The organism is Acinetobacter sp. NIPH 1852 (assembly GCF_022549455.1).
Taxonomy (GTDB): Bacteria; Pseudomonadota; Gammaproteobacteria; order Pseudomonadales; family Moraxellaceae; genus Acinetobacter.
Genome location: NZ_JAKZGG010000003.1, coordinates 69394 through 82404, shown reverse-complemented (window position 1 = coordinate 82404; position 13011 = coordinate 69394). Strand labels below are relative to the sequence as shown.

The following is a 13011-nucleotide window of genomic DNA, read 5'->3' as shown; positions in this document are numbered from 1 at the left end:
ACTAAAAAACAATTTCATTGCCATGTTGAACAATCCGTTTCGGTAAATCACCACCGAGCCAGTACACAATTTCAGATGGATGTTCAATATCCCAAGCAATAAAGTCGGCAACTTTGCCTTGTTCTAAACTTCCATGCGTATCCTGTAGACCGAGTGCGTGTGCAGCATGAATGGTCACACCTGCCAGCGCTTGTTCTGGCGTTAAACGAAATAAGGTGCTGCCCATATTGAGCATCAAACGCAAAGACAATGCTGGTGAGGTACCCGGATTTAAATCACTAGACAATGCAATCCGAACACCATGCTTATGTAAACTTTCGAGTGGTGGAAGCTGCGTTTCTCTTAGGAAATAAAATGCACCGGGTAATAGCACAGCGACAGTTCCCGCTTCTGCCATTGCCTTAACATCATCTTCAGTCATAAATTCCAAATGATCTGCTGATAATGCATGGTAACGTGCCGCTAAACTTGATCCACCCAATGATGACAATTGCTCTGCATGTAATTTAATCGGCAAATTCAAAGCTTGTGCCGTTTTAAACACACGTTCGACTTGCTCAGGTGAAAATGCTAGATACTCACAAAAAGCATCCACCGCATCGACGAGACCTTCTTGATGTAATTTTGGCAGCATGTCCGTACAGATATGCTCAATATACGCATCACTTTGATCTTTATATTCAGGTGGCAAAGCATGTGCCGCTAAGCAGGTGCTTTTCACGGTCATGGGTAAAGTTTGCGCGATCTGACGAATCACACGCAGCATTTTCCGTTCATTTTCATAATCCAAGCCATAACCAGACTTGATTTCAATGGTGGTCACACCTTCTTTCTGCATACAACGAATACGTTTGAGTGCTGATGCAAGTAACTGTTCTTCAGTTGCTTCACGTGTTGCACGCACTGTGCTTGCGATCCCACCGCCACTTGCAGCGATCTCTGCATAACTCACACCTTGCAAACGTTGTTCAAATTCGACACTACGGTTGCCCCCAAAAACACTATGGGTATGACAATCAATCATACCTGGAGTCACCCACGCGCCTTTGAGATCAATAGATTCCACATAATCATCAGCAGGCGCATCTTTTTCTGCACCGATCCAATGAATGTACTGCCCAAGCGTCACCATGGCAGCATTTTCGATACTGGAATATTGTCCATCTTGCATGGTGGCAATATGACAGTTTTTCCAAAGCTTTTTCATGCATATATCCTCAAAAAGCCCAAGCATCAGATGCTTAGGCTATTTTGTTTTTAGCGTTCCATTCCGATATTCTGCGGCAGACTGTGGTTACTCCATGTGACCATTTTCTTCATTATCAGCCTTTAACTAAACTCGGTAAGAGATTTGGAATAATTAACTCGTTCAAACATCCACTTGCAAGCAATTCACTTGCTTGTTCAATATCAGGTGCAAAGAAGCGATCTTCACTATAATAAGGCACTTGATCACGCAAGATTTTACGCGCGAGCTCAAGTTTTGGAGAGCTTTTCAAGCCTTCACGGAAATCAAGACCTTGACATGCACCTAACCATTCAACGGCCAAAATGCCACGTACGTTGTCTGCCATATACCACAAACGTTTACCTGCATTCGGTGCCATAGAAACATGATCTTCTTGGTTTGCTGAAGTTGGCAAACTATCGACACTGGCAGGATGTGCCAATGCTTTGTTATCACTCGCCAAAGCAGCAGCTGTAACTTGTGCAATCATAAAGCCTGAGTTCACACCCCCATTGGCCACCAAGAATGGTGGAAGTTGTGACATGTGACGATCCATCATCATAGAAATACGGCGCTCTGACAGTGCACCAATTTCCGCAATGGCCAATGCCAAATTGTCAGCCGCCATTGCAACAGGTTCAGCATGGAAGTTACCACCTGAAATCACGTCGCCTTCAGCAGCGAAAACCAATGGGTTATCCGAAACTGCATTTGACTCAATCGCCAACACTTCTGCCGCTTGACGGATTTGAGTTAAACAAGCACCCATGACCTGTGGCTGACAACGGAGTGAATACGGATCTTGAACCTTGCTACAATCTTCATGCGAATGTGCAATCTCACTTGAATCTGTCAATAAGTCACGATATGCAACAGCAACATCAATTTGACCACGTTGACCACGTACCTCATGAATACGTGCATCGAAAGGCGCACGCGAACCAAGCATGGCCTCAACACTTAAACCACCACAAACCGTTGCAGCAGCAAATAAATCTTCTGCTTCAAATAAGCCACGTAATGCGTATGCGGTTGAAACTTGTGTACCATTTAACAGCGCCAAACCTTCTTTTGCTGCTAAAGAAATCGGTTCTAGGCCTGCGATTTTGAGTGCGTCAACAGCAGGTAACCATTCACCTTTATAACGTGCTTTACTTTCACCGAGTAAAATTAAAGACATATGTGCAAGTGGCGCCAAATCGCCCGAAGCACCCACTGAACCCTTTAATGGAATATGTGGATAAACCTCAGCATTGATCAGTGCCATAATCGCATCAATCACTTTACGGCGAATACCCGAAAAACCACGTGCCAAGCTATTGACCTTTAGCAGCATGATTAGGCGAACCATGGCATCATCAAGCGGCTCGCCCACACCTGCAGCGTGGGAAAGCACTAAAGAACGTTGTAGCTTTTCTAAATCTTCAGGTGCGATCTTGGTCGAAGCCAATAAACCAAAACCAGTATTAATACCGTAAGCCGTACGCCCTTCATTGACGATTTGCTCAACGCAAGCAACGCTGGCATTAATCGCAGCAGCTGCACTGTCATCAAGTTTGACTTTGATTGGATTTAAGTATGCGTGGCGCAGATCTGCTAACGTAAGTTTGCCGGGTTGAATTAAGAGTTCCATTTTGGCGTCCTGTTTTGCACTATATTATTTTCTTACGGCGCTTGTTACACAATTGCAAAAAACGCCGTAATCGTGGTTGTGATGTTTTTTATTGAGTGATCATTGGCAGGTTCAAACCTTGCTCTTTGGCACAATCAATCGCGATGTCATAACCAGCATCTGCATGACGCATCACCCCTGTTGCAGGGTCATTGGTCAGTACACGTGCAATACGTGCTGCTGCTTCATCTGTACCATCACAAACGATCACGACACCTGAGTGTTGCGAGAAGCCCATGCCAACACCACCACCGTGATGCAATGACACCCATGTTGCGCCACCTGCGGTATTTAGTAATGCATTGAGTAATGGCCAATCTGAAACTGCATCCGAACCATCTTGCATCGCTTCAGTTTCACGGTTAGGACTTGATACTGAACCAGAATCTAAATGGTCACGACCAATCACGATTGGCGCTGAAAGTTCACCACTACGCACCATCTCATTAAATGCCAAACCGAGTTTTGCACGTAAACCTAAACCTACCCAGCAGATACGTGCTGGTAAGCCTTGGAAACTAATACGCTCACGAGCCATGTCTAACCAGCGATGTAAATGCTCGTCATCTGGAATTAATTCTTTGACTTTAGCATCTGTTTTATAAATATCTTCTGGATCACCTGAAAGTGCAACCCAACGGAATGGACCAACGCCACGGCAGAATAATGGACGAATGTATGCTGGAACAAAACCTGGGAAATCAAAAGCATTTGTAATACCTTCTTCTTGCGCCATTTGACGAATGTTATTGCCATAGTCAAATGTTGGAACACCCATTTTTTGGAAATCTAGCATCGCTTGAACATGCTTCGCCATCGATTGCTTTGCCGCTTTCACCACAACTTCAGGTTCAGTTTTGGCGCGTTGACGATATTCTTCCCACGTCCAGCCCAGTGGTAAATAACCATTCAATGGATCATGTGCGCTGGTTTGGTCTGTGACCATATCTGGCTGTACACCACGACGAACCAACTCAGGTAAAATCTCAGCAGCATTGCCATGTAGTGCAATCGAAACCGCTTTACCTTCTTTGGTGTATTTATCAATACGCGCGAGCGCATCATCTAAGTCTGTTGCTTGCTCATCGACATAGCGTGTACGTAAACGGAAATCAATACTGGCTTGTTGGCATTCAATATTCAAAGAACAAGCGCCAGCAAGTGTTGCCGCTAATGGTTGCGCACCACCCATACCACCTAAACCAGCAGTGAGTACCCAACGACCTTTTAAATCACCATTATAGTGCTGGCGACCTGCTTCAACAAAAGTCTCGTATGTGCCTTGTACAATGCCCTGACTACCGATATAGATCCAAGAACCAGCAGTCATTTGACCGTACATTGCCAAGCCTTTTGCATCTAACTCATTAAAGTGTTCCCAATTCGCCCAATGTGGAACAAGATTTGAATTTGCAATAAGCACACGTGGTGCATCTTTATGGGTTTTGAATACGCCAACAGGTTTGCCTGATTGAACCAATAAGGTCTCATCAAGCTCTAAGTTTTTTAGTGTTTCAACAATCTTGTCATAGCATTCCCAATTGCGAGCAGCACGACCAATCCCACCGTAAACAACGAGCTCTTTCGGATTTTCTGCCACATCAGGATCAAGATTATTCATCAACATTCGTAATGGTGCTTCGGTCAACCAGCTCTTGGCATTTAACTTTGTGCCACGAGGTGCGCGAATTTCTACATCACGAAATTTTGTTGTCGTCGTCACAATAAGACTCCTTTCAATCGAATATGGTCTGCAAGTTAAACTGCTTTTACTGTATAGCAATGTCTTAACTTGTATATACATCTATATACTACACAAATCTTTTATCTTGAAAAGATGCTTTTCGTTCCATCTCTAAAAATAATTTACAACACAATGAAATTACTTGATTTATTTTTATTAAGACAACAAAAAACCCATACAACTACAATTTGTATGGGTTTAATAAAAAGAGAATAAATTAGACTTTTTTCAGTTCGATTAGACAAGTTTGCTTCAAAAGTGATGCTCTCAATACAATAATTTTCAATAATTTTTTATTCAACTTGCTAAGACTTAATCAGATAGCGAACCCATTGAGAAGATAATGGCTCATCTTTCCAAATATTTAGCATTGCCTCTGTTTGAGGAAATAAATTACACGGCAAATTGGATAAACTAAACCAATCCCACTTCTGAAAAATGTCAGGTTCCGTAACCTGAACAGTTTCTTTCAACAGTGAATCATTTAGCTTATACATCAAGCCAACTGTCGTATTGGTATAAGATGCAGCACGGTCGATAAACATAGTAAACACCTGCATTCCTTTCAAATCCAACTCTAAACCAGTTTCCTCAAAGGTCTCTCTTACCGCTGATTGCTCAAAGGTTTCACCAATATCAATTTTACCGCCTGGAAAACACCATGAAACCTCTTCTCCAGACTTAACTCTTAAGCCTAACAACACGTTTTCATTCATATCCAAAATCATTATACCTACACCAATGATTGGCGATGCCATTAAAATTTCAGCCATAACTCAATACCTTTTGGTGCTAGATAAAGGGGAAAATACATCCTTAATTTTCCTAAAAATGTATTTACCATTTATGAATTTAACCATTAAATAACAATTAAACTAAAATTCTGCACTCATTGCGTAAATTTACCTTCCAGATAATAACGACTACCTGGATAAATCAAACGCGCACTGGAAATCAATTGTTTATTCGACCAAGTTCGACGGCGAATCAATAAGCAAGGCTCGGTCTTATTAATCTTCAACCATTTACATTCTTGTACTGAGCCAAGTACCGCTGTTACTACGTGCTCACCTTCGGTTACAGGTGCTTTTGACATCAAATAAGCATTTGGTGTAATGCTGCTAAAGTCTTGCGCTAAATAATCTGGGATGAGTGTTGGATCAACTAAACGGTCTTCGATTTGTACAGGCACATCATTTTCATAATGTACGATAATCGAATGAAAAAGCTTTTGTCCTTCCCGCATTTGCATGAGTGTACTTTGTTCAACATTCGCCTGAATCTGTTCTAATACCAATACTTCGGCACGATGTTTATGATTCCGAGCAAGAATTTCTTCTGCAATATTATTGACATGAAAAAGCGCGGTGCGACCTTGCCCTTCTGCTACAAAAGAACCAACCCCTTGTATACGCACCAACAAACCTTCACTGGTCAGCTCTCGTAAAGCTCGGTTGATGGTCATACGGCTACAACCGAGTAAATTCACCAATTCACTTTCTGAAGGAATTTTTTTATTCACCGTCCATGTGCCTTCATAGATTTTTTGTGAAATCATTTGTTTCACACGCAAATACAAAGGGACAGGACTATCTTCTGCGAGTGATAAATCCAAATCATGTTGCTTGGACGTTCTTGACATTGGCTAAAGCTCATACAATATATGCTCAGTTATTGTATATTGAATCGATCATATTTGTATAGACAAGCATATACAATTAGATTGTTTCGATTCTAATAAATCGCAATATCAAGCGTTTAAAAACGCAATAGCCATCAACTTGTATTCTCTTATACCGTATACCGTTTACTCAAGCCCCACTCAGCCAAAATACGACGGTACATGGTCGAAGAGCGATCTGCTTCAAAATGCGCTTCCATTGTAATATCTAAGGGCAACTCTTCAGGTTTCTGAGACTCCACCATCTCCTGATCTTCGGCAAAAATCTGCGCATTAAAATCATAAACGCCTTGTAAATCACCCGTCGTATCAAAGTTTCGAGTTAAAGGCACAAACAAACGGGTTTTGTTATGGGATACAGGACAACAGGCATTGAGGATTTTCAACACGCCAGCATTTGGAAAATGGATGGTGAGTACTGCTGAAAAAGGTGGATAGACATCAAAAATACGCTCCCATAGAAAATCATCTGGCGCTAGATGCTGCATACCATGCGGATAATTACTGACATTGCTGACATACTCAGTATGTAGTCCATAAGCGGTTCGTTCCGTTGAATATTTCGGAACAACAGGATTCTCTCGATCTGCAAATGCGTTGTGATGCACCCAAGCAAAATGAGCCACATCAATGAACCCTTCCAATTGACGACCGCTTGAACCCGCAATATCCACATACGGCGGCAAGATCGCTTGATGCTGTTCCACATCCCATGTATTCAAAACAGGGAAATTCGCCAAGCTTTCATCTCGTCCTAAAATACTGGTCCATACCAAACCATATTTTAAAACCACAGGAAACTTGGTTAAGGAAAAACGATCAGAAATTTTAGTCAAATCGGGTTGCGCAGGAATTTTGGTGCATTTGCCGTCTTCATTGAAATGCAAACCATGATAAGGACAAATAATCGTTTCACCTTCGACCCACCCCTTGCTTAACGGTACACCGCGATGTGGGCAAATATCACGCACCAAATGAATATTTCCCTTTTCAGTTTTATAAATCGCCATATTCAAATCAAGTAAAGTGACTTGCTGAGGCTTTGTAGTTACATCTTCAACTCGTGCAACGGGATACCAATGTTGTGCCAGTATTTCCCAATCTCGATCATCAAACTGGCTATGACAAGGTTTATTCGGCACATTAATTAAAGGGATTGCATTCATTGTTTGCTCTCATTTTTCTGCTATAGATCGAGAATCTGTATGGCTTAAATGCAGTTTGGAGCAGAACAATAATTTCGTCTATTAGAATGAATTTGATCAATCATTCTAAAAATTAGAACACTTGGGCATTAAAATTGCTTTTGCATAAATACTCATTTTTATTCGGCGCATTTGCAATGGCATTACCTTTTTCTCGTTTTGCAGAATATTTTATTGCTGTCGCCAAAACAGGCAGTTTAAGGAAAGCGGCAGATCAACTTTATATCTCCGTCTCAGCAGTGCATCGTCAGATTGCTTTGGCTGAAGAAGAACTCGGCGTTGCCTTATTTGAGCGTCTGCCAAATGGACTAAAACTGACTTTGGCTGGTGAATTGTTGTATGCCGATTTACGCAGTTGGCAAAAAGAATTTCAAATGACTCAAAAGCGCTTGAATGAGATTCAAGGTTTACAGCGTGGTTCGATCGATTTTGGAATAATTTCAGCGCTCAGTGAAGGTTTTGTTACTCAGGTAATCCAATCCATACATCAACAATATCCTTGGATTAATTTTAATATTCGGGTGCTAGAGAGTGAAAGTGTGGCAGAGATGGTGATCAATGCTGAGCTGGATTTTGGCTTAATTCTCAATCCTAAACATCAGCATCAATTGCAAATCTGTTCCTTTATTGAAGTACCGCTCGGTTTTGTGATTCCGAAACGTCATCCCTTAGCAAATAAGGAAAAGATTTACTTCTCAGACACCATAGAATGCAACCATATTAGCCCTGCTGCACCTTTAATTATTCACGATCACGTCACCGCTTTATACAAAAAACATGATTTTAATCCACCACATAAAATCGAATGTAACGACATTCGTATGATGATTTCCTTGCTGAGACAGAATTTAGGCATTGGCATTATGAGTTATTTGGATGCCTATCCTTTTATTGAAACGGATGAGTTCGAGTTTAGAGCAATCCATGAAAATGGGTTACATCCCATCACCCTCGCCTTATGTGTTGCACCAAAACGGCAACTTTCCCGTATTGCACAAATCATGATGAATCAAATCGTTGAGGAAATGGAGGCACTAAAATTGCGCATGATATAAAAAACTCGTTCAAACAAGCTTAAGTACGCACCAAAACAAAACAACAAACCATTGATTTAAATGCATTAATTATTTGACACTGAATCATTACATCAAGTAATTTGATGTGAAGTTTCACATTTTAAAGATTCAGGCAATCCCATGACCGTCTCAGATCAAGCTGACCATTTCGCAACGGACTATCCTCGAGATATGCTGGGTTATGCCAATCAACCTCCGCATGCCCAATGGCCAAATCAAGCCAAAATTGCCGTTCAGTTTGTATTGAATTATGAAGAAGGTGGTGAAAAACATATCCTGCATGGCGATGAGGGCTCAGAACAATTTCTATCTGAAATTAGCGGTGCAGAAAGTTATCCCGCTCGGCATTTGTCCATGGATTCGATTTATGAATATGGCTCACGAGTCGGTTTTTGGCGTATTCAGCAAGAATTTGCCAAACGTAATTTGCCAATGAGCATTTTTGCGGTAGCGATGGCATTACAACGAAATCCATTGGTCGTTGAGGCAATTAAACAGCATCATTATGATGTGGTTTCGCATGGTTTACGTTGGATTCATTATCAAAATGTAGATATTGAAACCGAGAAAGCACACATGGCCGAAGCCATGCAGATTTTAAAAGATTTATTTGGCAAATACCCTACAGGTTGGTATACAGGGCGTGATAGTCCGAATACCCGTCAACTGTTAGCCGACTATGATCAGATTCAATATGACAGTGATTACTATGGTGATGATCTGCCCTTTTGGACCACGCTAACCAACGAAAATGGCGAAACTCGTCCGCATTTAATTATTCCGTATACGCTTGATACCAATGACATGAAGTTCGCCTCTCCGACTGGTTTTAACCGCAGTGAGGACTTTTTTGAGTATTTAAAAGATGCATTTGATGTGTTGTATGCTGAAGGTGCGACATCACCGAAAATGCTTTCAATCGGGATGCATTGTCGAATTTTAGGTCGCCCTGCGCGTTTTAAAGCATTACAACGCTTTTTGGATTATGTTCAGAATCATGATCGAGTTTGGGTCTGCACTCGTCAGCAAATTGCGGAGCATTGGTATAGACATCATCCTTATCAGGGATAAATCTATTTCCTTTACAGTTTTTTAGCACTGCCAGATAAGTTATGTATAAACAGATTGCTTTTGAATTGGCAATTTCTTACTTTTGAAGGATCAAAAGTAATCAAAAATCCTTTGTTAGACTGACGGTACTTCCCTGCTACCGCAGTCCAACAGGCGGCATCCATGCCGCCCCACGATAGTAATATATAAATTCAAAAAACTTAAGTTCCAGAGTAAATCATAGCCTAGCAACGTTTTGGAACAGCTTAGGCTATTTTAGCCATTTCCATACTCCGCTGTTGCAACACTTTTACGGATTGCTTCGCTTGCCAAGCCAATTCCATCATATCCAGATCTGGAATTTGATCATTTTCAATCACCATTTTCCCTGCAACAAACATCGCTTTAATACGCGCTCGCCCACCGCTTGCCACAGGACCAATCGCCATATCATGTAATCCAAAATAGCGTGGATCATCTAACTCGTACACAACCAAATCGGCTTGTTGCCCAACTGCAATGCTTCCAACTTGATCTAAACCTAAGATATTGGCTCCACCAGCAGTGCCCCAACGAATAATGTCTTCAATACTGGCAGCATCTGCACCGCCCTCAAACAGTCCACCGTCATACTGTGGCTTTGCCAACATCCCTTTTCTAGCACGTTGCAATAACCATGCAGCATGGGTTTCTGACAGCATATCGGCGGCTTCATTAGAGCCTGCACCATCAACCCCAATCGAAATCGTCATGCCTGCATTTTCTAAACTGACCAGATCAGCAATCCCACTGCCCAAACGCGCATTACTTTGTGGACAATGCGCAATGCCTGTTTGGGTTTGACCTAATAACTGGATTTCTTCTGGTAATAATTTCACAAGATGCGCAAACCAAACATCATTGCCAATCCAATCATGTTCAGCACAATATTGCACTGGAGTCATATTAAATTTAGCTTTGGCGGCATCCAAATAATCGACTGTTTCTGACAAATGACTGTGCATCCGAATGCCGAGTTGCCGGGCGATGCGAGCACTTTCCCTCAGTTGTTGTGGTGTCGTCGAATGCAAAGTTGATGTCGGTGCCATAACAATTTTTCGGAATGCAGTTCCACTAGGTTGATGATATTGAGCGACCAGACGTTCAATATCTGCCATATAGTCATCAAATTTTTCAGGTCGCAAAGCTTGTGGTAGCTCACTTTCCAACCCACGCGTTAGGGTCGCACCACCACGACACAGCACAAAACGCATACCTAGCTTTTCCGCTTCATCAAATAAAATGGCTGCGCCATCAAAAGGCATCTTCGGCCAGTATAGATAATGATGATCTGCAACTGTGGCACAACCAGAACGTAATAGTTCAATCAAACCAATTCGTACAGCAACCCGAAATGTGACTTCATCGAAAGCGCCACGAAACCGATATGGGGTACTGGCAAGCCATGAAGTTAAGTTCTGATTTAAACCTTGTGGCTCGCCTTTCAACAAAGATTGGAACAAATGATGATGTGTATTCACCCATGCTGGATAGATGACGCAGTCTTTGGCATCAATCACCTGTTCATTTGCGTGTTGTGTCAGTGACCCTAGTTCGATAATTTTTCCATCTTGTATCCGAATCGCTGTCGCTGACGAACGTGCGGTATCGTTCGATAAACCAGTCAGAATGGCATGGGCATTTTTAATTAAATAACGTTTACTCAAAGAATCTTGGCTCATACTTGTTCACTCTCATGCCATTTACTTAAAAAGATACGGCTTAACAAAGACATCAATACAAATAGTCCCAAGCCTGTGCAGGTAATTAAAAAGAGCGCTGCAAACATGAGCGGTAAATCAAGTTGAAATCCAGCCTGTAAAATCTGATAAGCCAACCCCGCACTCGTTCCACCTGCGCCTGCAACAAACTCAGACACGACTGCACCAATCAGCGCTAAACCACATGAAATCCGCAATCCACCAAAGAAATAAGGTAAGGCATTGGGTACACGTAAACGCATGAGAATTTGCCAGCGACTGGCTTTATTGATCTGAAAAAGATTGAGTAAACCTTTATTCACACTACGCAAACCTAAAGTGGTATTAGTTAAGATTGGAAATACTGCCACCAACATCGCGCAGACGACCAATGCTAAAGTGGTGTTTTGAATCCAAATAATCACCAAAGGCGCAATTGCCACAATCGGCGTGACCTGAAATAAAATCGCATACGGCATAAAACACGCTTCTAGCACACGACTTTGCACAAATACGAATGCAATTAAAGTTCCGATGACCACTGCACAAGCAAAAGCCAATAAGGTGATTTTTAGCGTCACCAGCAAACTACCAAAGAGCAATGAAGATTGATTGATCATCGCCATCACAATATCACTTGGTTTCGGCACGATATAAACAGGCACTTCTAATTGCTGAAAGCTCAATTGCCAAAACAATAACAATAAAAAACCAAGCATCAAGGGTGCTGCTATTCGCTGTATCGCAGGATTATTTATTAATGGTTTAATCATGATCATGCTCCCCACTTGCTTTAGCCAATAACGCTGAAAAATGTGCACATTGTTTAATAAAAACATCAGATGTTCTAAAGGATTCATCGCGCAGATATGGACCTTCAATTTCCAAATCAGCGACCACACGCCCCGGACGTGCCCCCATTACAATCACCCGTGAGGACAAATACACCGCTTCATAAATACTGTGGGTGACAAAAACAACGGTTAAATCTCGCTCAGACCAAAGTTTTCGGATATCACGATCTAACTTATGACGGGTAAATTCATCCAATGCCCCAAAAGGCTCATCCATCAATAACAAATCAGGTTCTGTGACCAGTGCGCGAGCCAAAGAAGCACGCATCTGCATCCCACCTGAAAGTTCCCGTGGATAGGCTTTGCTAAATTTGTCTAAACCTACTGCTTTTAGCGCATCTAAAACTTTGGGGGTGCTCACAGCTTTGGAAATATGCTGCAAATCTAAAGGTAGACGAACATTGTCTTCAATATTTGCCCACGGCATTAAAGTCGCTTCCTGAAACACCATTGCCATTTTACATTGCGATTGAATATCAGCCTTGCCATTCCAACGGACTTGCCCTGCTGATGGTTGCTCAAGATCAGCAAACATTTTCAATAAAGTACTTTTGCCACATCCAGATGGTCCAAGTAATGAAATAATTTCACCCCGTGCAATATTTAAGTCGAGCCGTTGTAATGCATGGGTACCATTGGGATAGGTTTTTTCTACCCCTCTCACCATGAGCATTGGTGTTACAAAATTTGATGATGTATTTACTGGAAGATCAACAGATAAAACTGAATTCATGTGGTTTCCCCTTGGTGCGATTGCCCTAT

The 13011-nt window shown here is 41.9% G+C and carries 11 protein-coding genes; 2 read left to right on the top strand and 9 right to left on the bottom strand.

All coding sequences use genetic code 11. The features are described 5' to 3' along the window. Position 1: 1 nt before the first annotated feature. The 6 genes from hutI to MMO38_RS03580 form a co-directional block, all read right to left on the bottom strand. Entirely contained in the window at positions 2-1207 is a 1206-nt protein-coding gene (hutI, locus tag MMO38_RS03605) for an imidazolonepropionase (RefSeq protein ID WP_241322586.1), read from the bottom strand. A gap of 115 nt (positions 1208-1322) precedes the next feature. Next, positions 1323-2861: a histidine ammonia-lyase gene (hutH, locus tag MMO38_RS03600; protein WP_004671734.1), complete on the bottom strand. Its 1539-nt coding sequence runs from the start codon at positions 2859-2861 to the stop codon at positions 1323-1325. 88 nt (positions 2862-2949) lie between these two features. Continuing rightward, positions 2950-4626, bottom strand: a complete 1677-nt coding sequence (gene hutU / locus MMO38_RS03595; RefSeq protein WP_241322702.1) for a urocanate hydratase — start codon at positions 4624-4626, stop codon at positions 2950-2952. 323 nt (positions 4627-4949) lie between these two features. Continuing rightward, entirely contained in the window at positions 4950-5417 is a 468-nt protein-coding gene (locus tag MMO38_RS03590) for an NUDIX domain-containing protein (protein ID WP_241322585.1), read from the bottom strand. Positions 5418-5533: 116 nt separating this feature from the next. Beyond that, entirely contained in the window at positions 5534-6286 is a 753-nt protein-coding gene (gene hutC / locus MMO38_RS03585; protein ID WP_241322584.1) for a histidine utilization repressor, read from the bottom strand. A 149-nt stretch (positions 6287-6435) separates the two neighbouring features. Beyond that, entirely contained in the window at positions 6436-7491 is a 1056-nt protein-coding gene (locus tag MMO38_RS03580; RefSeq protein ID WP_241322583.1) for an aromatic ring-hydroxylating dioxygenase subunit alpha, read from the bottom strand. 176 nt (positions 7492-7667) lie between these two features. Between MMO38_RS03580 and MMO38_RS03575 the strand changes: the two genes are divergently transcribed. Together MMO38_RS03575 and puuE are read left to right on the top strand one after the other, a co-directional pair. Then, complete coding sequence (locus MMO38_RS03575; RefSeq protein WP_241322582.1) at positions 7668-8585, top strand: LysR family transcriptional regulator; 918 nt, start codon at positions 7668-7670, stop codon at positions 8583-8585. A 141-nt stretch (positions 8586-8726) separates the two neighbouring features. Further along, complete coding sequence (gene puuE / locus MMO38_RS03570) at positions 8727-9677, top strand: allantoinase PuuE (protein WP_241322581.1); 951 nt, start codon at positions 8727-8729, stop codon at positions 9675-9677. 245 nt (positions 9678-9922) lie between these two features. Here puuE and MMO38_RS03565 read toward each other — a convergent pair whose 3' ends face one another. From MMO38_RS03565 to MMO38_RS03555, 3 genes are read right to left on the bottom strand one after another with little or no spacing between them, the layout of a single operon-like run. Further along, complete coding sequence (locus MMO38_RS03565; RefSeq protein ID WP_241322580.1) at positions 9923-11377, bottom strand: amidohydrolase family protein; 1455 nt, start codon at positions 11375-11377, stop codon at positions 9923-9925. Further along, positions 11374-12168: an ABC transporter permease gene (locus tag MMO38_RS03560; protein ID WP_241322579.1), complete on the bottom strand. Its 795-nt coding sequence runs from the start codon at positions 12166-12168 to the stop codon at positions 11374-11376. Before MMO38_RS03560 ends, MMO38_RS03565 begins: the two co-directional genes overlap by 4 nt. Further along, positions 12161-12982 (bottom strand): ABC transporter ATP-binding protein, encoded by an 822-nt coding sequence (locus tag MMO38_RS03555; RefSeq protein ID WP_241322578.1) that lies wholly within the window; start codon positions 12980-12982, stop codon positions 12161-12163. The genes MMO38_RS03560 and MMO38_RS03555 overlap by 8 nt, the downstream gene beginning before the upstream one ends. Positions 12983-13011: the final 29 nt, after the last annotated feature.

Excerpts from the sequence above, each read along its gene's own strand:
- puuE (WP_241322581.1), top strand. The coding sequence starts at position 8,727 with ATGACCGTCTCAGATCAAGCTGACCATTTCGCAACGGACTATCCTCGA.
- MMO38_RS03590 (WP_241322585.1), bottom strand. The coding sequence starts at position 5,417 with ATGGCTGAAATTTTAATGGCATCGCCAATCATTGGTGTAGGTATAATG.
- MMO38_RS03575 (WP_241322582.1), top strand. The coding sequence starts at position 7,668 with ATGGCATTACCTTTTTCTCGTTTTGCAGAATATTTTATTGCTGTCGCC.
- hutI (WP_241322586.1), bottom strand. The coding sequence starts at position 1,207 with ATGAAAAAGCTTTGGAAAAACTGTCATATTGCCACCATGCAAGATGGA.
- hutC (WP_241322584.1), bottom strand. The coding sequence starts at position 6,286 with ATGTCAAGAACGTCCAAGCAACATGATTTGGATTTATCACTCGCAGAA.
- MMO38_RS03555 (WP_241322578.1), bottom strand. The coding sequence starts at position 12,982 with ATGAATTCAGTTTTATCTGTTGATCTTCCAGTAAATACATCATCAAAT.
- MMO38_RS03580 (WP_241322583.1), bottom strand. The coding sequence starts at position 7,491 with ATGAATGCAATCCCTTTAATTAATGTGCCGAATAAACCTTGTCATAGC.
- MMO38_RS03560 (WP_241322579.1), bottom strand. The coding sequence starts at position 12,168 with ATGATTAAACCATTAATAAATAATCCTGCGATACAGCGAATAGCAGCA.
- hutH (WP_004671734.1), bottom strand. The coding sequence starts at position 2,861 with ATGGAACTCTTAATTCAACCCGGCAAACTTACGTTAGCAGATCTGCGC.
- MMO38_RS03565 (WP_241322580.1), bottom strand. The coding sequence starts at position 11,377 with ATGAGCCAAGATTCTTTGAGTAAACGTTATTTAATTAAAAATGCCCAT.